14 protein-coding genes are annotated in these 22,664 nt (G+C 75.7%); 3 read left to right on the top strand and 11 right to left on the bottom strand.

The genetic code is table 11. The annotated features are described in order from the left end of the window. Nucleotides 1-5: 5 nt before the first annotated feature. A complete protein-coding gene (locus WCD58_RS25585; protein WP_337705916.1) occupies nucleotides 6-542 on the bottom strand; it encodes an SCP2 sterol-binding domain-containing protein in 537 nt (178 codons plus the stop codon). 78 nt (nucleotides 543-620) lie between these two features. Here WCD58_RS25585 and WCD58_RS25580 point away from each other — a divergent pair, with 78 nt between their 5' ends. Further along, on the top strand, nucleotides 621-1,295 hold the full coding sequence (locus tag WCD58_RS25580; RefSeq protein ID WP_337705915.1) for a TetR/AcrR family transcriptional regulator: 675 nt from the start codon (nucleotides 621-623) through the stop codon (nucleotides 1,293-1,295). A gap of 135 nt (nucleotides 1,296-1,430) precedes the next feature. Here the strand turns inward: WCD58_RS25580 and WCD58_RS25575 are convergent, their stop codons facing one another. The 5 genes from WCD58_RS25575 to WCD58_RS25555 all read right to left on the bottom strand — a co-directional run bounded on the left by WCD58_RS25575 (nucleotide 1,431) and on the right by WCD58_RS25555 (nucleotide 8,377). After that, entirely contained in the window at nucleotides 1,431-1,928 is a 498-nt protein-coding gene (locus WCD58_RS25575) for a hypothetical protein (protein ID WP_337705914.1), read from the bottom strand. 147 nt (nucleotides 1,929-2,075) lie between these two features. Continuing rightward, entirely contained in the window at nucleotides 2,076-5,711 is a 3,636-nt protein-coding gene (locus WCD58_RS25570; RefSeq protein WP_337705913.1) for a sensor histidine kinase, read from the bottom strand. Next, nucleotides 5,708-7,048, bottom strand: coding sequence for a sensor histidine kinase (locus WCD58_RS25565; RefSeq protein ID WP_337705912.1), 1,341 nt, complete (start codon nucleotides 7,046-7,048; stop codon nucleotides 5,708-5,710). Before WCD58_RS25565 ends, WCD58_RS25570 begins: the two co-directional genes overlap by 4 nt. Before the next feature lie 73 nt (nucleotides 7,049-7,121). After that, a complete protein-coding gene (locus WCD58_RS25560; RefSeq protein WP_337705911.1) occupies nucleotides 7,122-7,787 on the bottom strand; it encodes a response regulator transcription factor in 666 nt (221 codons plus the stop codon). Further along, entirely contained in the window at nucleotides 7,778-8,377 is a 600-nt protein-coding gene (locus WCD58_RS25555; RefSeq protein ID WP_337705910.1) for a histidine kinase, read from the bottom strand. The genes WCD58_RS25560 and WCD58_RS25555 overlap by 10 nt, the downstream gene beginning before the upstream one ends. A 198-nt stretch (nucleotides 8,378-8,575) precedes the next feature. On the opposite strand from WCD58_RS25555, the gene WCD58_RS25550 reads away from it, so the two are divergent. Continuing rightward, on the top strand, nucleotides 8,576-11,248 hold the full coding sequence (locus tag WCD58_RS25550; protein ID WP_337705909.1) for an Hsp70 family protein: 2,673 nt from the start codon (nucleotides 8,576-8,578) through the stop codon (nucleotides 11,246-11,248). A gap of 6 nt (nucleotides 11,249-11,254) precedes the next feature. Here WCD58_RS25550 and WCD58_RS25545 read toward each other — a convergent pair whose 3' ends face one another. The 4 genes from WCD58_RS25545 to WCD58_RS25530 all read right to left on the bottom strand — a co-directional run bounded on the left by WCD58_RS25545 (nucleotide 11,255) and on the right by WCD58_RS25530 (nucleotide 19,601). Next, nucleotides 11,255-11,527, bottom strand: coding sequence for a hypothetical protein (locus tag WCD58_RS25545; protein ID WP_337705908.1), 273 nt, complete (start codon nucleotides 11,525-11,527; stop codon nucleotides 11,255-11,257). A gap of 201 nt (nucleotides 11,528-11,728) precedes the next feature. Continuing rightward, nucleotides 11,729-13,141, bottom strand: a complete 1,413-nt coding sequence (locus tag WCD58_RS25540; RefSeq protein WP_337705907.1) for an aspartate aminotransferase family protein — start codon at nucleotides 13,139-13,141, stop codon at nucleotides 11,729-11,731. A gap of 209 nt (nucleotides 13,142-13,350) precedes the next feature. Further along, complete coding sequence (locus WCD58_RS25535) at nucleotides 13,351-14,631, bottom strand: aspartate kinase (RefSeq protein WP_337705906.1); 1,281 nt, start codon at nucleotides 14,629-14,631, stop codon at nucleotides 13,351-13,353. Nucleotides 14,632-15,080: 449 nt separating this feature from the next. Then, entirely contained in the window at nucleotides 15,081-19,601 is a 4,521-nt protein-coding gene (locus tag WCD58_RS25530; protein ID WP_337705905.1) for a Pls/PosA family non-ribosomal peptide synthetase, read from the bottom strand. A 47-nt stretch (nucleotides 19,602-19,648) separates the two neighbouring features. Here WCD58_RS25530 and WCD58_RS25525 point away from each other — a divergent pair, with 47 nt between their 5' ends. After that, on the top strand, nucleotides 19,649-21,139 hold the full coding sequence (locus WCD58_RS25525) for a M1 family aminopeptidase (RefSeq protein WP_337705904.1): 1,491 nt from the start codon (nucleotides 19,649-19,651) through the stop codon (nucleotides 21,137-21,139). Here the strand turns inward: WCD58_RS25525 and WCD58_RS25520 are convergent. Next, nucleotides 21,123-22,553 (bottom strand): heparan-alpha-glucosaminide N-acetyltransferase domain-containing protein, encoded by a 1,431-nt coding sequence (locus WCD58_RS25520; protein ID WP_337705903.1) that lies wholly within the window; start codon nucleotides 22,551-22,553, stop codon nucleotides 21,123-21,125. The two genes, WCD58_RS25525 and WCD58_RS25520, sit on opposite strands and share 17 nt — an antisense overlap. Nucleotides 22,554-22,664 lie beyond the last annotated feature (111 nt).

Genomic DNA, 22,664 nt, shown 5'->3' with positions numbered 1-22,664 from the left:
TCCCGTCACGCCGAGGGGATGGTGAACATCTTCTGCAGCGCCGTCGCGAACCCGACGTCGCCCTGGACCTTGAGCTTGCGGGTCATGAAGAGCGTGACCGGCGAGGCGTTGTTCGTGACGACCTTGAGGAACTGCACGCCGTCCATCGAGAGCTCGGTGCGGGGCTCCTCCGAGAGCTGTTCGGAGACCTCGCACGTACCGTGCTGCATGGCCGTCTGGAAGTCGTCGCTGCCGCCGGACGACGCGCCGGTGACGTGCCAGTGCACGACCTGGCGCTTCGCACTGGAACCCTTCGAGGAGTAGAACTCCGCCATCCGCCCGAAGATGGCGTCCAGGACGGGCCGGCGGACATCGGACGACATGACGGCCTCGAGCTGGCCCTTGCCGGTGCTCTTGACCAGCCGCGCGAACAGGGAGGGATCGATGTCCTTGCCCCCGCCCTGGGCCAGGCCGTCGCGCAGGGCGTCGACCAGCTGCTCGTCGGACAACGACTTGGGGTCGACGCTGCGGCCCAGCTCGTTGACGTCGATCTTCTCGGGCACGGGTTCACTCCGTAGTTTCCGGTACTGGCGGTCCCGCCAACGCGCCGTACTTTACGCGCCGGTAGATAAGGCGCAAGCGTGACCTCGGAGACGTCCCGCCCCGGGCGGCAGCGCCTCGCGCCGGAGGTCCGGCGGCGCCAGGTCCTCGACGCCGCGGTGGCGGTGTTCTCCGAGGAGGGCTTCCACGGTGCGTCGATGGACGCGGTCGCCGCACGGGCCGGGGTCAGCAAGCCGCTGGTCTACGTGCACGGGGGCAGCAAGGACGAGCTGTTCGCCGCGTGCCTGCACCGCGAGGCGGACCGCCTCCTCGACGCCGTGCAGAGCGCGGCCGGGGCGCCGGGCGAGGCCCCGCTCGTCCGCCTGCGACGGGCGCTGCGCGCCTTCTTCCACGCCCTGACCACCCAGCGCGCCGGGTGGACGGTGCTCTACCGGCAGGCGTCGACGGGGCCGTTCGCCGGCGAGGTCGACGCCCTGCGCCGGCGCATCGTCGAGGAGGCCGCGGACCTCATGGCCGACGGGCTCGGCGTGCCCCGCGCCGTCGCGCTGCCCTACGCCCACACGCTCGTCGGGGCCGCCGAGGGACTCGCCGACTGGTGGCTCGGCGACCCCGACGCCGCCGGGGACGGGGTCGCCGAGCCGGCCGACGTCCTCGCCGACATGCTCCTGGCCGTCGTCGGGCCGGGCATCGAGGCACTGACGAACGGGTCGAGCGGGTCGATCGCGTCGTCTTCGTCCGTCTCGGGCGAACGCTAGACGGGCTGATACGAGGCGATCGACGCCTCGCGGACCGCGCGCACCGGGCCGGCTGCGGCGCGGGTGGCAGCGCGAAGGGCGCCTTCGCTGCGTCCGAGGCAGCGAGGGCGCCCTTCGCTCCCGGCGCGCGCGAGGTCAGCGCGAGGTCGGCGCCCGGTGCCCGCGGGCGAGGGCGCGGGCGACGACCGGCGACAGCGGCCGCGTCGGGCGCGGCAGGTCGGCCACGTCGGGCGTGGCGTCCGCCGTGTCCTCGGCCGGCTCGTCGATCCCCGCGGGGTCGGCCGGGGCCTGGATCTCGATCCACCCGGGCGCGAGCAGCGTGAACCGGACGTTCGCCACGCCGAGCCCGTTCGCCATGTGGCGCCCGGCCTCCGTGGCGTCCTCCCAGATCTGGGTGGGCCTCAGGCGGACGGTGAAGCGCAGCGGCGGGCCAAGGTGGACCGCCGTGACGTCGGGGACGGCCATGAAGGTCCCGGTCGGCGAGAAGATCTTCTCGCCGAGCCCGCCACGGATGGCGGCGGTCTGCCAGAGGGTGCGGACCTCGTGCTCGGCGAACCGGATCTCGGCCCACTCCCGGGCCCGGCGACGGCCGCGTGACCCCGGCCGGGGCACGGCGGTGGCGATCATCGACATGGTGGCCTCCCGACCTCGGCGGACCCGCCTGATCGGCGCGTTCTCGCTGGTCAGAAGCCTGCTCGCGACGCGAGGACGTCACGATGGAGTGCGCCCCCGCACGGCCGGGGCCGACCCCCGGAGCGGGTGGGGACGCCCCCCGGGGGGCTACCGCCCCAGCCGGCCCTGGAGCTCGTCGCAGGTCCGCAGGGCGGCCTCGGACGTGATCCGCAGACCCCGGGTGGAGGCCGGGTGGGCGAGCCGGACCTGCCAGAAGCGGCGTTCCGCCTCGAGCGCCTCCGCGAGCGCGGACGGGTCGGCGTCGGGCGGGAGGTTCAGGCGCAGGTGGGGGAGGTCGCCGTCGCCGCCCCAGAGCCGTTCGGCGCGCTCCTGGTCGGCGGGCGCCAGGCTCGGCGGGCGGGCGAGCAGCTCCACCTCGACGAGCGCGTGGTTCCCGACCCGCAGGCCCTCGAGCCGGTAGCGCAGCCGGTCGGTGCGCGGGTCGCGCGGCGTCGCGCGCAGGAACACGTCCAGCGCCTCGACCGCGGTCCGGGCGCGCAGGACGTCGGAGCGCGCCACGAGGCGGCGCTCGACCGCGGCCGCCGACCGCTGCGGCGTCCCGGCCGCGACGAGGGCGTGCGGCAGTGGCGGCCGGGGGCCGGGCCCGCCGACGTCGGTCAGCATCACGACGCCGTCCGGGCGGGCGTCGTCGACCACGACCGTGCCGCGGGCGAGGTGCTCGCCGAGCATCGAGCGCAACGTGGGGGCGGGCGCCGGGCCGACGCTGGAGCGGACGGCCAGGCGCAGGGCGCCCTCGAGCCGGGTGCGCATCTCCGCGATGCGCGCGGCCTGCGGCCCGCCGGGCCACGCGGACCGGGCCTCGTCGAGGATCTCGCGCACCCGGTCGAGCAGCATCCGCCCAGCCCGCGACGGGGCGCCCGCGACCGGCGGCCGGATCGGCTGCGGGGGCCCTGGGACGACGGCGAGCGGCGTGAGCGCGGTGACCGGCTCCCGGCGCGGCTCCGGGGCGTCCTGGGAGATCGGGCCGGGCGCGGTGTCCGGCGTGCCGTCGGGGGTGGACGCGGTGTCGAGTCCGTCGTCGCGGTCCTGCCCGTTCTCGCGACCGCGCGGCGGTTCCGGCGTCTCCTCGGGCTCGGGCTCCGCCTCGGCATCAGGCTCGCCGGTCTCCGACTCGGGCTCGCCGGTCTCCGACTCGGGCTCGTCGGTCTCCGACTCGGGCCCGGCCGGCTCGGTCTCCTCCGGCGCCTCCGGCTCGTCCACCACGTCGGGCACCGCCGGGGCCGGCTCCTCGGCGGGCTCTTCGGGCGGCTCCTCGGCATCGGGCCGCCGGACCGTCATCGTCCGCGCGTCGGCGTCCGGCGCGCTCACGGCCCCCGCGACGCCGACGACGTCCGTCGCGGCGGGCTCGGGTCCGGACGAGGACGCGGCACGGATGACCGGGGCCGTCCGTGACGGCGGGCGTTCGGTCAGCGCGGCCAGGGTGAGCGTGCGGGGGTCGAGCAGCGACGGGCCGACGGTGCTGGTGTCCGCGTCCGACAGCGGTTCGGGCGGCGGTGCCGCCGCCGGCTCGTCCGTGGCCGGCGCGACCGGGACGTGGCCCTCGACCGTCGTGCCCCGCCCCGGCGCGGAGTCGAGGCTGATGCCGCCGCCGATGCGCACGATCCGCGCGCTGAGGTTGCGCATGCCCTTGCCCGCGGCGCCGCCGAGGGACGCGGGATCGAAGCCCGGGCCGTCGTCGCGCACCACGAACCGCAGCTGCGACCCCGAGGGTCCCGCCGACTCGCTGAACCGCACGGTCACGGTGGCGCCGGGCGCGTGCTTGCGCGCGTTGTTCACGGCCTCGAGGCAGCAGAAGTAGACGGCGGCCTCGACGTCGCCGTCGAAGCGCCGGCCCTCGGCGAGCTCGGAGGACAGCAGGACCGGCGGGTGCACGCCGTGGAAGTCGGCGGTCAGCGCCGGGACGATGCCACGCTCGGAGAGCACGAGGGACGACACGCCGGTGGCGGTCTCGGCGAGCTTCGACTCGGCGGTCGCGATGCGCTCGAGCGCGTCGGCGAGACGCTCGCGCGCCTTCTCGACGCGGCCGGCGCGCACGTGGTGCTCGACGAGGCCGAGGCCCAGGCGCAGCGACACCAGGTGGTGCTGGGCGCCGTCGTGCAGGTCGCGCTCGATGGTGCGGCGCTCGTGGTCCATCTCGGCGACGACCTGGCGCCGGGAGGCGGCGATGTGCTCGGCGTGCGCGCGGGCGGCGCGCAGCTGGCGCTCGAGGTCGATGCCGAGCCTGCTCGCCTCGAGCACCGGGGTGAGGCTGTCGGCGATGTCGCCGAGCAGCCGGCGCCGGTCGGCGTCGAGGCCCGCGCCGGCGCCGCGGTCGACGGCCAGGGTGCCGATCCGCTCGTCGCCGCGGCGCACGGTGACCTCGGTGCCCTCGTCCGGCTCGCCCTCGACGCCCGGGGCCGCCCACTGGTAGGTGCGGTCCCGCAACCCGGGCCGGGTGACCGTCAGGCGGCACCAGCGCGCGCCGAGCCCGACTCCCACCGCCTCGGCGATCGCGGCGACGTCGGGGCCCTCCTCCTCGCCCGGGCCGGTCAGCGCCACGATCCCGGCCAGCGCGCTGTACGGGGTGGGGCGACGGCCGTAGAGGAGCTGGTCGACCGTGCGCTCGATGCGCTCGGACAGCACGGGGTAGAGCCCGGCACCGACGAGGATCGCGATCACCAGCGCGGCCACGCCGCCGAGGAACCCGGCCAGCGCGGCCTCGACGATCACGACGGTGCCGCCCGCGAGGACGACGAGCAGCGCGAGGGCCAGCCCGCGCCCGAAGCGCCGCTCGGCCGACCACAGACGGGGGCGGTCGGCGGCGAGGAGCACCGCCACCGGGATCGCCACCGAGGCGAGCCGCGAGCTCCAGAACAGGGGCCCGGTCGGCGCGTGCGTCCCGTGGGCGGTCGGGTCCACGAGCTCGAGGCCCGGGCGCCCGAACACCAGCAGGACCACGGTCATGAGCCCGAGGACCGCCGTCGTCACGACCGCCGCGATGAGCACGCTGACCACGAGCCGGACCTGGGTCCGCTGCTCCGAGGTGAGGCGCCCCGACCGCTGCCGGTGGGTCAGCGCGATCAGGCCCGCCCCGGGGACGACCGCACCGAAGAAGAGCACGCAGCTCACGGTGTGGGGCAGCAGCGCGGTGCCGAACCCGACCACGAGCAGCCCGACCGACCCGGCCGCGACGACGAGGCGCCCGGTGGTGGTCCGCATGTCGACGCCGGGCCGCCCGGTGGGGTGCAGGAGCAGCGCGACCACGAACGCGAGACAGGCGACGGCGTGCAGGACGACCTGGTGCACCCCGCCGATCTCGACACCGACCGCGTCGCGGGCGGCCGCGGCCGCCGCGTGGGCCTGCAGGTTGAACGCGCCGGCCGAGCCGACCAGCGCGACGACCATCCACCGCGCGACCCACCAGCGCGGCGCCCGGCGCATCAGCGCGACGGCCAGCACGATCGCCGCCACGGACAGCACGTAGTCGACGAGCGCCTGCCCGGCGGGCTCGCTGCGCGCGGCGGCGTCGGTGATCGCCCGCGCCCAGGTCCCCTCCGCGGCGTCCGGGGCGGCGAGTCCGGGGACGTACGCGGCGACGGCGATGACCGCCCCGAGGCCCAGCCAGACGAACGAGAACAGCGAGGTGAGGGCGAGCAGCAGCCCCCACCCGAGCGTGGCGGGACGCGGACCGCCGGCGCGGGCGGCCACGGTGGCCGGCTGCGTGGGCACGGTGGTGGCGGTCATCGGCGGGCCTCCGGAGCGGACTCCACCACCGGCTCGAGGTCGTCCGGCACCGACGCGACCATCCGCAGGCGTCCGTGGTCACGTTCCACGTGGAGCCGGCCGCCGAGCGCGGCCAGGCGGTCGGCGTCCTCGGAGACCGCGGCGCGCAGCGCGTCGACCGTCTCGGTCCCCCCGTCGACGACCGCTCCCACCTGCACGGCGAGCTGCCCGCCCTCGTGGGTCAGCACGGCCTCCACCGGGCCCTCGCCGTCGCACCCGGCCAGGTGGGTCAGCGCGGCGGCGGCCACGTAGTACAGGCCGGACTCCACCTCCCACGCCAGGCGCCGGGGGAGCTTCCCGACGATCGTGGTCGGGCGCGGCAGGTCGGCGGCCATCTCCTCGAGCGCCCCGACGGGGCCCTGCGCGGTGAGCACCGTCGGGTAGACCCCGCGCACGATCACCCGGAAGCGGTCGATGAGGTCCTCGAGCCCCTCCAGCGCCCGGGCCAGCGCGGGGCCGGCCGGGGCCGGGTCGTCGGCGTCCAGCGCGGCGCCCGCCTCGTCGAGGGCCGCGCGCAGCGCCTCGAGCCGGTCGGTGGTGACGTGCGCGAGCTCGGTGACGAGGCGGCGGCGCTCGGCGTCGCGGGCGCGGGTCAGGCGTCGCCGGGACTCGGTGAGCTCGCGGCCCAGGTCGTCGGCCCGCCGCACCCGGGCGGTCAGCCGGGCGTTGAGGCGGGCGCCGCGCACGAGCAGGCCCGCGCCCGCGGCGACGTCGCGCACGAGGCGGCGGTCGGCGGGCGTCACGGCCTGCCCGGGCTTCTCGAGCACCAGCACGGCGCGCAGGTCGTCCCCGGTGCGCACCGGCACGGCGTGGTCGACCTCGGGGCGGGCGAGCAGGGCCGCGAGGTCGGGCACGAGCACCTCGGGGCGGGCGGGATCCGCCTCGGCCGGCACGAGGCCGTGGTCCAGCGCGAGCCAGATCGACGCGCGGCGGGCCCGGGTGCCGTCGGCGAGCACCTGCGCGAGCCCGGCCAGCGCGGCCTCGAGCGACTCGGCGCCGGTGCGGGCGCCGGCCGCCGCGAGGGCCGCGTACGGCGACGTCGGGCGGGGATCCAGGCGGGTGGCGACACGCTCGAGGGCGGGCCCGGCGACGCGCAGCACCACGACCGCCAGCGCCGCGCCGAGGAACGGCGCCCAGATCCCGGCCGTGTCGGGCGGGGTGAGCGCCGACGACACGGCCAGGACCAGCCCGAGCACGACGACCACCACGCCCGCGGTGATCAGCGGGCGGACGAGGTGGGCGCGCAGGGGCGCCGCCCCCACCGTCGTGGTGCTGCCCGCCGAGCTGTCCGTGGTCACCGTTCCGGCCTCCCCTCCGGCGCGAGGCTAGGGCGCGGGGGGCCACCAGAACCAGGCCGGAACCGGGCTCGTGTCAGCCGTCCTCGCGCTGCGAGCGCAGGTAGGTGAGGACCGCGAGGACGCGCCGGTGGTGCGCGGCCGTGTCGGCCTGGAGCCCGAGCTTGTCGAAGATGTTCGCGATGTGCTTCTCGACCGCTTTCGGGGTCACGAACAGCTGGCCGGCGATGCCGTTGTTCGACCGGCCCTCGGCCATGAGGCGCAGCACATCGATCTCGCGCTCGGACAGCGCGGAGATCAGGCCCTTCTTGTCGCCCTGGGGTTTCTCCACCAGCCGTTTCGCGAGCACGGGCTCGATGACGATCTCGCCGTCGTCGATGCGCTCGAGGGTGTCGGAGAGGACGTCGACGCTGCCGACCTTCTCCTTGAGCCGGTAGCCGACCCGCTCGGTGCCGATCCCGAGGATCCGCATGAGGTAGTGCGACTCGGCGTAGTGCGACAGGAAGAGCAGCCCCATGTCGGGGTGGAGCGCGCGGAGGCGCTCGGCAGCGGTGAGGCCGCCGTCGGGCTCGGGGGGCATCCGGATGTCCAGGATCGCCACGTCCACCGGCTCGGTGGCGAGCAGCCGGACGATCGCGTCGCCGTCGGCCACCGAGCCGACGATGTCGTGACCGGCGGCCTCGAGCAGCATCTGCAGGCCCTCGCGGAAGAGGGCTCCGTCCTCGGCCAGCGCTACGCGCACGGGATCCTCGCTGTCACGGCCGTCACGGCCGTCTCCGGGGACCCGGACGGTCCCGTGTCGGTGCGCCCGCCGAGCGAGCGCGCGGTCTCCTGCAGGCGCGCCGTGGCGCCCGGTTCCAGCCCCGTCACCGCGAGGACCATCTCGTCGCCCTCGCGGGTGATGGCCACCTCGACCGCGGGCGCGCCGACCGGCAGCGCCGCGAGGCACTCGGCGACCGCGAAGTACGTCGCGCCCTCGAGCGCGGTCCCGAAGCGCTCGGAGTTGTCGACGATCGCGACCGGGGCCTCGGCGTGCTCGGCGACCTGGCGCAGCGCGGGCCCGAGACCCGCCTCGTCCAGGAGCGGGGGGTAGAGCTTGCCGGCGAGGTTGCGCAGTTCCTCCAGGACGGCGTGCAGCTCGTCCTGGACACCGCTGATGCCCTCGGCGAGGGCGGGGTCCTGACAGCGGTGGCTCAGCAGGCCCAGGCGCAGGGCGAGCGCGGAGAGCCGCAACGCCGGCCCGTCGTGCAGCTCGCGCTCCAGCCGCATGCGCTGGTGCCAGGGGTCGTCGGCGCCACCGGGGAGGACCGCGGGGAGCGAGTCCGGTGCCATGGCGTCATCGTGCGGCGGCGGCGGCGCGGGCGGGAAGGGTGCCCACCCGACTGCGAGGTGGGGTTTACCCCCCTTGCGCAACCGCGGTGACGACGGTCCGCGACCGGACCGTCGCCGGGGCTGATCGATCAGGGCGATCACTCGGCTTTCCTCCCCTCTCCGGTTACGATCCGTAGCAATATCGGGGGAGGGGACCTGATGTACAGCCTCGGTGTCGATATCGGGACGACGTTCGTCGCCGCCGCGATCGCTCGGGACGACCAGGTCGAGATGGTCAGCCTCGGGGACCGGTCGGTGGCCACGCCCTCCGTCGTCTACCTGCGCGAGGACGGCTCCCTGCTCACGGGCGACGCCGCGGCCCGCCGCGCGGTCAGCCACCCCGACCGCCTGGGCCGCGAGTTCAAGCGGCGCCTGGGCGACCCCACCCCGGTGCTGCTCGGCGGCACCTCGCAGCCGGTCACCACCCTGCTCGCCGCCCTGCTGCGCGACGTGCTGACCAGCGTCACCGACACCGAGGGCGGCAAGCCGGAGCGGGTCGTGCTCACCCACCCCGCGAACTGGGGCCCGTTCCGCCGCGGCCTGTTCGAGGAGGTGCCGGCCCTCGCCGGGCTGGACAACCCGCCCACCGTCACCGAGCCCGTCGCCGCCGCCGCGCACTACGCCTCCTCCCACGAGCTGCGCGACGGCGAGGTCATCGCCGTCTACGACCTCGGCGGCGGCACCTTCGACGCCACCGTCCTGCGCGCCCGCGACGGCGGCGTGGAGATCCTCGGGTCGCCCGAGGGCATCGAGCGCCTCGGCGGCGTCGACTTCGACGAGGCCGTCCTCTCCCACGTCAACCACGCCTCCGGCGGCGTCCTCGACGACCTCGACCTGCGCGACCCGCAGACCACCGTGGCGCTCGCGCGCCTGCGGCAGGACTGCGTGCTCGCCAAGGAGGCGCTGTCGGTCGACACGGAGACCGTGGTCCCGGTCTTCCTGCCCGGCCGGCACTTCGACGTCACCATCACCCGCGGCGAGCTCGAGAACATGGTCCGGGCACCGCTCGAGACCACCGTGACCGCGCTGTCCCGCACCCTGCGCTCGGCCCACGTCGACCCGTCCGAGCTCAGCGCCGTCCTGCTCGTGGGCGGCTCCTCGCGGATCCCGCTGGTCGCCGAGATGGTGGCCGCGGAGATCGGGCGCCCGACGCTCGTCGACACCCACCCGAAGTACGCCGTCGCGCTCGGCGCCGCGATCCTGGCCTCCGCCCTGCCCGACCCCTCGGGGCGTCAGTACGCGGCGCCCGCCGCGCCGGCGCCGGCCCCCCAGGCTCCGGCCGTCGCCACCCCGCCGACGCGGCCGTCGCCGCCGTCCGGGCCGATGCCGGTGGTCGGGCCGCCGTCGGGCGGCTTCCCCGGCGCGCGGCCACCCGGGCCTCCGCGGCCGGTCGGGCACCAGGCGGCCGCGCCGGTGGCACCGCCCCGCCCGGCCGCACCGCCGGCACCCCGCCCGCAGGCCCCGCAGCAGCCGCCGGCCTCGTCCGACCGCGCGACGACCACGACGATCACCCCCGGCGAGCAGCCCCCCGGCGACACGACCACGACGATCGGCCCGCGGGGCGGCGACCCCGGACGCGGCCGCCCAGCCGGTCCGGCGGGTCCCGGGGGCTCGGGTCGGGGCGGCCCGCCGCGGGGCCCAGCCCGGCACGATCGCGACGACCGGGACGACGACGCCCCGACCGGTCCGGTGCCGCTCGGGCCGTCGACCGGGTCGTTCGGCGCGGGCAGCCCGCCGCCGTCGCTGGCCGCACCGGCCCAGGACGCCGGCCGGCGTCGCCGGCGGCGCATCCTGGCGGTCGTGGCCGGGGTGCTCGTCCTGGCCCTCCTCGCCGCCGTCGGCGTGCTCGGTCTCCGGCTGCTCGGCGCGAGCACCCCGCAGGAGGAGGCGGCCGACGCCCCGCCGCCGACCGAGGTCGCCGCGAGCGTCCCGATCCCCACGCTCGGCACGGCGATCCCGGTGGGCCAGACCCCCGGGTACGCGCAGGTCTCCCCGAACGGCCGGCTGGTCTACATCGCCAACCGGACCGCCGGCGTGGTCACGGTCGTCGACACGTCGGTGAACGCGGTGACCGCCACGATCCCGATCACGTCCGGTCCCCCGCAGTACGTCACGTTCGCGCCGGACGGGAAGCGCGTCTATGTCAGCGTCTTCGACGACGCCCGCACGATCGCCGCGGTCTCGGTGCTCGACACGACGACCAACCAGGTCGTCGCGACCATCCCGGTCCAGACGCGGCCCTTCGCCGCGGCGGTGTCCCCGGACGGCTCGCGGCTGTGGGTGCCGAACCACGACTCGGGCTCGATCTCCGTGATCGACACGGCGTCCAACACGATCGTCCGCGACGTGCCGGTCGCCAAGAACCCGCACTGGGTCGAGTTCTCCCGCGACGGCACGCGCGCCTACACGCCCAACCACGAGTCGAACCTGATCACCGTGCTGGACACCGCGACCTTCGGGGTGATCGCGGAGGTCCCCGTCGGCACCAGCCCGCACAGCGTGGCGGTGAACCCGGCCCGCCCCCTGGTCGCGAACGTCAACTTCGACAGCGACGACGTGACGATGATCGACACGGACACGAACACGCTGGTCGCGACCATCCCGGTGGGCGACAACCCGCAGGAGATCACCTGGGCGCCCGACGGGCGGTTCGCCTACGTCGCGAACAACTCGAGCAACACGGTGTCGGTGATCGACGCGCAGACCCAGGCGGTCACGGCGACCCTGCCGACCCCGGCGGGCCCGAGCAGCGTGGCCGTCACCCCGGACGGCCGCACCGGCTACGTCACGACCATCCAGGGCGGCGTGCTGGCGGTGCTCAGCCTGTCCTGAGGGCCCTCACGCGGCGGTCAGCAGCGCGCGGGCGGCCGGGGTGAGCTCGGGGGTGCCGGTCGGCGCCACCCGGATCAGGCCGGCGGCCCGCAGGCGCGCCCCGGCGAACTGGTCGGCGCAGCGGTAGCCGTCCACCACCAGCGCGAAGCCGGTGCCCGACGCGACGGCCACGCGGCCGGCGGCGATCGCGGCGAGGATCGCGCGGTCGCGACCGGTGACGGCGGCCTTCATCGACACGGTCGTGGCGGTGGGGCGCTCGAGGGTCGCGGTGCTGGTCATCGTGGGCTCCGGTGGGTGCGGTCTCGCTGGTGGTGTGTGGCCTTGCTGACACCTCGAAGCCTGCTCTGCGGCGGGCCCCGCCAGGAGGACGTGCGCCCTACGACCGCCGGGGCGGACCCGCCTCCCGGGGTGGGGTTGTCCCCACCGACGACGAAGGGCACCACCGCCGGGTGGCGGTGGTGCCCTGGTCGACCGTCGTGGTCAGGCGGCGGCCGGCACCTCCCGGCCCAGCGCGCCGCGGATCGCGTCGACGAGGATCGTGCAGGCGATCTCGACCTGCTCGGCGGTGACGTTGAGCGGCGGGAGCATCCGCACCACGCAGTCGTCGCGGCCGCCCAGCTCGACGATGAGCCCGGCGCGCAGGGCGCGCGCCTGGACGTCCTGGGCCAGCGCGGTCACCGTGCGGCCGTCGGCCGGCGCCGCCAGCTCGATGCCGAGCATGAGCCCGAGCCCGCGGACCTCGACGACGCCGGGGTCGTGCGCCAGGTCGGACAGGTGCGCGAACACCTGCGCGCTGCGCTCACGGACGTTGGCGAGTACGTCGTCGCGCTCGACGACCCGCAGCGTCTCGACGCCGGCGGCGAAGGCGAGCTGGTTGCCGCGGAACGTGCCGCTGTGCGCGCCGGGCGCCCAGACGTCGAGGGACTCGTCGTACATGATGATCGCGACGGGTTGCCCCATGCCGGAGAGCGCCTTGGAGGCGACCACGACGTCGGGCTCGATGCCGTACTGCTCGAAGGCCCACCAGGTGCCGGTGCGGCCGCAGCCGGTCTGCACCTCGTCGACGATCAGCGGCACGCCGAGCTCGCGGGTCAGCGCGCGGACGCGCTGCACGAACTCCTTGCGGGCCGGGATGACCCCGCCCTCGCCCTGCACCAGCTCCATGATCACCGCGGCCGGGAGCGCCACGCCGCCGTTGGCGTCGTGGAGCGCGGCCTCGAGGAGGGCGACGCAGTTGGTCTGGCAGCTCTCGGGCTTCAGGGCCAGCGGGCAGCGGCTGCACGAGGAGTAGGGGAAGAACTGCACCCCGGGCATGCCGTTCTGGATCGGGCGCTTCTGGGCGACCAGGCCGGTCATCGCCATGGCGGCGTGCGTGCTGCCGTGGAAGCCGCCCTGGAAGGACACGATGTCGCCGCGGCCCGTGGCAGTCTTGACGAGCTTGATCGCGGCGTCGACGGCGTTGGCGCCGGTGGGCCCGCAGAACTGGATGCGCATCCGGTCGCGCATGCCCTCGGGCAGCATCGCGAGCTGGGCCTCGGTGAAGGCGTCCTTGGCGGGGGTGGCCATGTCGAGGCCGTGGGTGAAGGTGCCCATCTGCTCGACGGCGGCCGCGACGACCTCGGGGTGGTTGTGGCCGAGCGAGAGGACGCCCGCGCCGGACAGGAAGTCGAGGAAGACGTTGCCGTCGACGTCGCGGACCCAGCTGCCGGCGCCCTCGGCGATCGCGAACGGGAAGTGGCGCGGGTAGGCCCGCGCGTTGGACTCCCGCTCGCGTTGCCGGGCGAGCAGCTCCTCGGAGCGGGGCCCGGGCAAGGGGCCGGCGACCGCCGGGGCGGCGGTGTCGCGCAGGGCCGGGGTGATGGGGGTGACGGTGGCGATCGGGCTGGCGGTCATGTCGGGCTCCTGGGTGCTTCGCGCCGGGTGGCGGTGTTGGGGACGAGCCTGCTGCGCGGCCGCGTCGCCGACCATCGCGTCGACCCCCGGTCTCCCGGGGCGGTCCCGCCTCCCCGGGGTGGGGTCTGCCCCCGGCCCGGCGCTCCGGGGCCGGGCACGCCGACGACCCCCGTCGCCGGCGGCGACGGGGGTGCGGCGGTGCTGGTCGGTCAGGCGACCACCCGCAGGTCCGGGCGGGTGCCGGTCCCGGGCGCCGGCACGGTGGCCGGGCCGGCCGGGATCGCCGGGGCGCCGGCGGCGTCGGTCACCAGGGCGGCGTGCAGGACGCGCAGGGCGTCGTCGACGTCCTCCGCGGCGACGTGGACGGTGATCCGCGCGGGGCTGGTGGTGACGATGCGGGGCTCGATGCCCGCGGCGGCCAGCACGTCGAGCGCGGAGGCGGCGACCTCGGGACGCCGGGTGAGCCCGGAGCACACGACGCCGACGGTCCCGAGCTTCTCGTGCACGGCGACGTCCATGCCGGCGGCCTCGAGCGCCGCGGTGACCGCCGACGGCGCGGCGTCCTGGGCGGTGAACCGCACCTCGCCGGACTCGATCAGCGTCGCGCCGAGGGCGAGACCCCGGCGGGCGAGCGCGGCGGCCACGGCCACCGGCGTCGCCCCGGGGGCGGCGTAGAGCGGCTCGGCCCGGCGGTGGCCGATGCCCGCCACGGCGACGCTCTCCAGCTCGGCGCACGGGTCGGGGCGGGAGCCGACGACCGTGCCGTTCCCGGAGTCGAAGCTCGAGCGCAGGTGGATCTCCACCCCGTGGACGGCGGCGAGCTCCACCGCGCGCGGCTGCAGCACGCCGGCGCCCGCCTCGGCCATCTCGAGCATCTCGTCGGTACGGACCGAAGACAGCGGCCGGGCGTCGGGCACGACGCGGGGATCGGCGGTGAACACCGCGGGGACGTCGGTGAAGATGTCGCAACGCGAGGTGCCGAGCGCCGCGGCCAGCGCGACCGCGGAGGCGTCGGAGCCGCCGCGGCCCAGCGTCGACACGTCGCCGGACGCCGTAACGCCCTGGAAGCCGGTCACGAGCACGATCGCGCCGCGGTCGAGCTCCGCGTGGATGCGGCGGGGGTCGATGTCGGCGAGGCGGGCGTGCCCGTGCCCGTCGTCGGTGGTCACGCCGGCCTGGGCCCCGTCCAGCGACACGGCCGGGACGCCGAGCGCGTCGATGGCCATCGCGGTGAGGGCGCAGGAGATGCGCTCGCCGACCGCGAGCAGCGCGTCCATCTCCCGGGGTTCCGGGGACTGGTTCAGCTCGTGGGCCTGGGCGACGAGCTGGTCGGTCGTCTTGCCCATCGCCGAGAGCACCGCGACGACGCGGTGGCCGGCCTGGTGGGCGGCGACCATGCGCCGGGCCACGGCGCGGATGCGGTCGTGGTCGCCGACGGACGTGCCGCCGAACTTCCAGACGAGCGGCGGGGTGGGCTGCTGCGCGGTCATGACTTGTCCTCCTCGACGTCGAGGCCGCCGCGTGGCGCGTGCCCCGGTGCTGTTCCTGGTCATGAGCCTGTCCGGTGCGCGGCGCCGGGAGCAGCGTGCCGACCCCCGGGCCGGCGGAGCCGACCCCCGCAGCGTGGGGGGACATCCCCCCGGTGCGTCCTCGCCGGTCGGGGGTCAGGTGTACCGGGTCCGCTCCGGCGAGCTGGTCGACCAGCAGCTGGCCGCTCTCCCCGGCTCGGGCCGCGACTCGTTCCAGCGGCTCCGGGACACGCTCGCCGACGCGCCCCTGGAACTGCCCGCCGTACGTGGCGAGCCGCCCCGGACGGGCCGATGCGGACCACGACCTTCGCCGACGGCCAGGGAGTCGTCTACTTCCTGATCCTCGAGCGCCAGCAGATCGTGGACCTGCTCGACGTGCTCTGGTTCGGCTGACCTCGAAGCCGTTCCACCTAGCGCCGCGGCTGCGGCGGGATCACGACCGTGACCGGCGGGCCGGGCTGGTGCCCCGGGGGTGGAGCCATCGGACGCGGAGCCGCCGGGCGCGGGCCCGCCGGACGCGGCGCCCGGGGCGGAAGGGGCGCGGGGTGCCGGGCCGGCGGCCCGGCCATCGGCGGCCGCGGCGCCGGCACCGGCCGGGCCTGGCCCCGCGGGCCGGGCCCCGGAGCACCGCCGCGCGGCGGCATCCCGTTCATGATCGGCGTGGCGTTGCGGACGTTGAGTGTCTGCGGCGCCACGCCGCTGACACGACCGGCACGCCCACCGCCGGGGGTCATCGGGCGGGGCGGGACCGGCGCGGCGGGGGCGGGCACGGCGACGGGGTGGGCGCGCGGGGCGGGGACGACGGGCACGACGGTGGTGCCGGCGGCCAGCGCCGCGACGGGGAAGACGTGGCGCGCCTCGGTGGCCGGGTTGCCCCGCCACACCGACCGCGGGCCCATCTCCTCGCCCTTCATGAGGAACGCGTCGGCCTCGAGCACCGCGCCGTCGCCGATCACCGTGCCGTAGTGCACGAACGACTTGAGGCCGAGGGTCACGCCGTGGCCGACGTGGATGCGGTCGGACTTGAACAGGCCGTCCTCCAGCGAGTGGCCCTGCAGGACCGCCAGCGCGCCGAGCACCACGTCGTCGCCGACGGTGGTCAGGGTCTTCTCCGGCATGATCGCGCCGTCGTCGAGGACCCGGCGGCCCATGCGGACGCCGGCCAGGCGCCAGAGCATCGGGTTGAACGGGGTGCCGGTGAACGGCGGGGTCACGAAGAGCTTCCACAGGCGCTCGTGGCGCCAGAAGTCGCGGTCGTAGATGCCCGACTCGCGCGGCTGCAGCGCGCGGAAGCCCAGGACCGCGCGCTCGGCGAGCACCCCGGACAGCACGATCACCAGGCCCACCGCGGCCAGCCCGGCCGCGATCACCGGGATGCCGAGGTCGCCGTAGAGGTCGGCGGCCACGGCCAGCGCCACCAGCGCGGTCGCGAACTGCGCCCACCGGAAGGCCAGCACCCCGAGGATGCCGCGCAGGTTGTGCCGGTTCTTGGCCGTCAGCTGCTGCCGGAGCACCGCGGGGTCGGTCGGCACCGGGCACGCGTTGCTGCGCGGGATCTCGATGGCCGGCGAGCCCAGCAGGCCCACGTCGGAGCGGACCGGGCCGTCGATCGGGACCAGCGCCTTCGTCGCGAGCAGGACGTTGTCGCCGACGCGGGCCCGGCTCGGGTAGACGACGTCGTTGCCGACGAAGTTGCGCTCGCCGATCACCAGCGGCGTGACCCGGAACGAGGAGCTCGAGAAGTCGGCGTTCGCCAGCGACAGGCCGTCGGAGATCATCGTGCCGGTGCCGATGCGCACCAGGTGCGGCGCGTCGTGCTTCATCTCGGTGCCGAAGTTCGAGCCGGTCTGCTCGACGTTCGGGAGGTCGTAGCCGAGCGCCCGGACGAACGTGACCGCGAACGAGCTGTCCCCGAAGAGCAGCATGAAGAACGTCGAGTTGCTCAGCGTCGTGATGATGTTCTGCACGACGTGGTGGAAGCCGTAGAGCGGGTAGGTGCGACCCGGCGTCACCAGGCCCTTGAGCAGGCGCGGCACCGTGACCATCAGCAGCAGCGAGCCGACCACCATGCCGGCGAACAGCACCACCGACGCGATCAGCAGCACCAGGTAGAAGCCGGCCGAGGTGACGAAGGCGTGGCCCGGGCCGAGCAGCGCGTCGACCTCCGGGATCACGGTCAGCGCGACGACGCCGATCCCGAACAGCACCGGGATCACCAGCGTGACCAGCAGCTGCAGGGCGCTGTAGACGACCTTGCGCACGGGGCCGCAGGGGGCCGGGCCGACGGCGCGGTAGTCGGTGGACGTGGGACGCGCCGGCGAGCCGTGCCAGCGCTGACCGCCCGGGACGGCCTCGCCGGTGTGCAGGGCGGAGGCGTTGCCGAGCTGGCCGCCGTCGCCGATCGCGGTGCCGACCTCGAGGACGCTGCCCTCGCCGACGACCGCGTAGCGCCCGATGCTCACCGGGCCGGTCTGCACGGCGCCCGCGACCACGCGGTACGCGGTGAACGAGGAGTCCTTGCGGATGACCGTGCCGTCGCCGATCGCGAGCAGGTCGGTGGCGACGGGGACGATCCGGGACTGGATCAGCACGCTGTGCCCGATCCTCGCGCCCAGGGCGCGCAGGAAGACGTTGTAGAGCGGCGAGCCGGCGAAGAACACCATGGGGCTGGTGCGGATCAGCAGCTTCACCGTCCAGAACCGCAGGTAGTCGACGCTCCAGAGCCGGATCGACCGCGTCGTCCAGCGGCCGATCAGCAGCCACTTCGCCGCGATCGGCAGGAGGCAGTAGCCGAGGAAGGCGCCGACGGCGAACACGACGGCGCGCTGGTAGGTCTCGGTGTAGCCGTCGGCGGCGACGATCCAGCGGTAGGCGCGGTCGAGCAGGAACGCCGAGAGCGCGAGCAGGGCGACGAACACCCCGAGCTGGGCGACCCCGGTCCACGCGTAGGCCCGCGAGCTCGCCGGGCCGACCGGCGGCGCGGTCACCGCGGGGGCGGCCTTAGGAGCCCCGCCGGCGGCGGCCGAGGTGGCGCCGAACGCGGTGGCGAGCGCGCGGATCGTGCGGTGCTCGTAGATGTCGCGCATCGACACCGTCGGCAGGTCGTCGCGCTTGCGCAGCTTGCCGGTGAACTGGGACATCAGCAGCGACGTGGCGCCGAGGTCGTCGAAGAAGTGCGCGTCGACCGACACCTTGTCCACGCCGAGGACGCCGGCCAGCACCGCGGCCATGCCCTCCTCGACGGGGTTGGTCGCCGCGACGTGCTCCTGGGCCGCGCCGCCCCCGCGCCGCGCGCGGGGCGCGGGCAGGTTCTTGCGGTCGGCCTTGTCGCTGGTCGTCATCGGCATGACGTCGAGGTGCTCGAGGTAGGCCGGGACCATGTACTTGGGCAGCCGCTCGCGCAGCATCTCGGCGATCTGCTCCTGCTCGACCGACGGCGTGTCGGTGCGCAGCGTGTAGTAGCCGACCAGCTCGACGACGCCGGGCTCGGGCTCGTAGGTGTCGACGACGGCCTGCGCGATGCCGGGCACCTGCAGGAGCACCGACTCGATCTCGGTGAGCTCGATGCGGTACCCGCGGATCTTGACCTGCAGGTCGATCCGGCCGTGGTACTCGATCTCACCGTCCTCGTTGACCCGCCCGAGGTCGCCGGTGCGGTAGATGCGGTGCGACGGGTTGCCGGGGATGCCGAGGAAGTCGTCGATGAAGACCTTCGCGGTCTTCTCCGGGTTGTTGACGTAGTCGCGGGCCAGCCCGATGCCGGCGATGCCGATCTCGCCGACCTCGCCGTGCGGCAGCGCCGCCGGCTCGCCCTCGGTGGTCAGGATGACCGTGGAGTAGGTCGGCAGCGGCACGCCGATCGTCACGGCGCGGTCGGGGTGGACCTCGGTCCAGGTCGCGGTGACGGTGGCCTCGGTGGGGCCGTAGACGTTGAGGAAGCGCCGGTCCTCGCGGTACCAGCGCGCGATGAGGTCCTGCGGGCACGCCTCGCCGGACACCAGCAGGAAGCGCAGCGCGGGGACGTCGTCGTCGAGGGTGGCGAGCAGGGTGGGCACGCAGCACATCGCGGTGACGCCGCGCTCGACCAGGAACTCGTGCAGGTCGACGCCGAGCAGGCTGGAGCCGGGCGGCTTGGGCACCAGGGTGGCGCCGACGGCCCACGGCACCCAGATCTCCTCGATCGAGAAGTCGAAGGCGATGGTCAGGCCCTGGTAGACGCGGTCGTGGCGGCGGATGCCGTACACCTCGGCGGCGACGCGCACGAAGTTGCAGATGCTCGCGTGCTCGATCGCGACGCCCTTGGGGCGGCCGGTCGAGCCGGACGTGTAGATGATGTAGGCGAGGTCGTCGACCGGCGTGCCGCGCTCGTCGTCGCGCAGCGGGTGGGCGTCCTGCGCGGCGATGCGGGGCAGGTCGTCGTCGACGCACAGCCACGGCGCGCCCGGGCCGCCGTCGAACTCCCAGCCGTCGCGGACGTGCGCGAGCGAGAGCACGCGGGTGGCCTCGGCGTCGCCGACGATGTAGGCGATGCGGTCCTCGGGGAAACCGACGTCCAGCGGGATGTAGGCGGCGTGGATCTTCAGCACCGCGAGCATCGCGACGTAGGAGTGCACCGGACGGTCGAACAGCAGGGCGAGGCGGTCGCCCGGCCGGACGCCCTCGCGCTGCAGGTGGCGCGCCAGCTGGTTCGCGCGCGCGTCGAGCTGCGGGTAGGTGAGCTGCTCCTCGCCGGTGTCCACGGCCAGGTGGTCGGGGCGGGCGAAGCGCATCATCCACGCGACCTGCTCCTCCCAGACCTCGTGCATGCGCTCCCCGGCGCGACCCCGGCGGGCCTGCGGCCAGCGCGGGTCGATGAGCACGTTCCGCACGTCTCCACTGGGCGGTGCGGCAACGGCGTGGCCGTTCGCTTCCTGGCCGGTGTGCGCGATCATGGCGGTGGCTCCCTCGGTGAGCTCGGGTGACCGTCGAGGACGGGGGTGTGGCAGTGGCTCCGAGCCTGTTCCGCGAGCGCGCCCGTCACGATGGGGAGCGCCCGTCGGGCACCCGGAGCACCCCCCGGCCGCGGGTGGGGTTCTCCCCCCGCGCGCGGGTCGCGGCGGGTGCCCTGGTGCTCGCGCTGCTCGCCGCCTGCGGCGGGACCGGGTCCGCCGCGGAGCCCTACGGCGCGACGATCTGGCCCGAGCGCCCGGCCGTAGAGCTCGCGTTCGACGTCGCCGACGACCTCCGGTCGGTGACGGGCACCGAGACCGTCCGGTTCACCCCCGACCTCGAGGTCTGCGAGCTGGTGTTCCGCGCCTGGCCGAACACGCCGACGATGGCGGGGACCGGCACGTCCCTCACGGTCACCGCGGCGAGCGTCGACGGCGCCCCGGTCACGCCGGAGACCACCGCCGCGGGCGCCCCGGAGGGCGCGCCGGGCACGATGGTCACCCTCCCGCTGGCGCGGTGCGCGGCCCCGGGCACCGCGGTCACCGCCCGCCTGGAGTTCCGGCTCGTCCTCGGGGTCGACGCCGACGAGCGGGTCGCGACGTCGCCGGCCACCGGGACGGTCTGGTTCGGCTCGGGCTATCCCCTGCTCGCGTGGGAGCGCGGCCGCGGGTGGGCGCGCGAGCCGGCCGTCCCGATGTACGGGGAGTCGGCGACCAGCGAGGCCGCCGACACCACGGTCTCCGTGACCGCCCCCGCCGGGCTCGCGGTGCTCGGGCCCGGCGTCGCCGCGCCGCCCGCCGCCGGTCCGCCGGGGCGCACCGTGCACGGCTTCCGCGCGCCGGCCCTGCGCGACGTGGCGATCGCGGTCGGGCGCTACGCGGTGCTCGAGCGCGACGTCGACGGGGTGCGCCTGCGCCTCGCGACGCCGCAGTCGGGCACGCGGGTCCCTCCCCAGCGGTGGGCCGACGAGCTCGCCGCCGCGATCACCGCGCAGACCCGGCTGCTCGGCCCGTTCCCGTACCCCGAGCTGACCGTGGCGATCACGCCCGGCCAGAGCGACGGCACCGAGTTCCCGGCCGCCCTGCAGTTCGGCGACGTCCCCGCGGGCCAGCTGCGGGCCCTGGTCGCCCACGAGGTCGCCCACCAGTGGTTCTACGGGCTGGTCGGCAACGACCAGGCCCGCGACCCCTGGCTCGACGAGTCCTTCGCGACCGCGGTCGAGGCCCTATCCACCGGCGGCGACTACTCCGCCGACGACGTGGACCCCGCCCTCGTCGGCCGGCTCGGCGAGCCCATGGCCGCCTGGGCCGCCGACGGCGGGTTCCGCGCCTACGTCGACGGGGTCTACGACCAGGGCGCCGCAGCCCTCCTCGCCGGCCGCGCGGCCGACCCGGAGGGCTTCGACACGGCGCTGCGCGGCTACGTCGAGCGCGGCGCCCACCGGATCGTCACCCCCGCGGACGTCCAGCAGGCCTTCGCCGGGCAGCAGGCCACGCTCGACGCGCTCACCGCGGCGGGGGCGTTCACCGGGGGTCGATGACCGGCATCCGGGGCGGCAGCGGTGTCCACACGGGGACCTGCTGCGCCGCCGGAGCCGCCGGGCCCGACGGCACGGGAGCCGGCGGCACGGCGATCGGGCCGGTCGGCGGACCCGACGGCGCCGGGCGGTGCGGCGGACCGGGCCGGTAGGGCAGCCCGCGGATCGGCCCGGTGGGCGGGTCGACGGGCGGGTCCCCCATGTCGGGTCGCCCGGCGGCCGCCGCCGCCCGGCTCGCCAGGGTGCCCGCGACGGCCTCCAGCGGGCCACGGGAGAACGTCCGGCGCCACAGGACCGCCGCGGCGAACAGGACGAGGACCTGCCCGACGTACACGGGCACCGACTCGAACTCCGCCAGGTCGGATCCCATGAAGGCGACATGCGTGACGTACAGCGTCAGCGTCATCGACCCGGCCGCCACCAGCGGCGCCTGCACCACGTCGGTCACGCGGCGGACGGCGGCGGGGAGATGCCCGAGCAGCAGGAACACCCCGAGCAGGGCCAGCGACGACCCGATCGTCGCCGCCATGTCGAGCGGCGTGCCGGAGTGCGGGGCGGCGCCGGCCAGCCACCACGGGTCGCCGGGGGGCACGACGCCGTCCGGGCCGAGGACGAGGGTGTCGGTCACCTCGTTCGCGTCGAGACCGCTGGTGGCCGTCAGGCTCGCGGCGCCGCCGAGCGGGCCGAGCAGCACCCACGAGACCAGGGGCGCCACCACGGCCAGGCCGGCGCCGACGCCGAGCAGGCGCACGGCGACCCGGGCCGAGGACAGCGTCAGCCGGCCGACACCGAGACCGACCGCGATGTAGGCCATCCACGTCAGGGCCGGGTAGGTGCCGGTCAGCAGGAGCTCGAGGACCGCACCGACGGGGTCGCTCAGCGAGTCCGGCGAGATGTTCTCCCCGGACGCCTCGGGCAGGCCGGTGCGCAGGAACTGGCTCACGACCGGGACGACGACGGCCACGACCGCGCCGGTGACGAGGACGGTCCGGGTGGAGAGGAAGAGCAGGGGGATCGCGAGCAGGAACATCACGGCGTAGGCGGGGAGGATCACCGCGACGGCGTCCTCCTGGTCGACCCACCCGAGCCCGATCACGCCGATGAGCCCGATGACCCCGGCGCGCGTCACGAGCGTCGCGACGGCCGATCGCGCCGACGGGCCGGGCGTGACCTGCCGCCGGCCGGTCATGAACGCGATCGCGACGCCCGCCAGCACCGCGAACAGCGCGGCGGAGCGACCGACGGCGACGAGCTGGGTGACCGAGGGGTCGGCGGCGGTGGTCTCGGTGAAGCAGTGGACGGCCATCATCCCGAGCAGGGCCACGCCGCGGGCGGCGTCGACGCCGAGCAGGCGGGGCTTCTTCCCGGGATCGGTGGGCGGTCGGGGGGACGGGCGCAGGGCGGGGTCCGGAGTCATGTCTCCTTGGTAGGGACCCGGACGGCCCGGTCCCAGCGTGTCCGCCCCCGTCGCGGGGGAGCTGTCCCTACCGCGACACGCCGATCGCGGTTTCTCGGCAGATATCGGGCA

Source organism: Actinomycetospora flava (assembly GCF_037400335.1).
In the GTDB taxonomy this organism is placed as follows: Bacteria; Actinomycetota; Actinomycetes; order Mycobacteriales; family Pseudonocardiaceae; genus Actinomycetospora; species Actinomycetospora flava.
The sequence above is the reverse complement of the archived record's forward strand: the minus strand, read 5'-3'. Positions and strand labels throughout refer to the sequence as shown.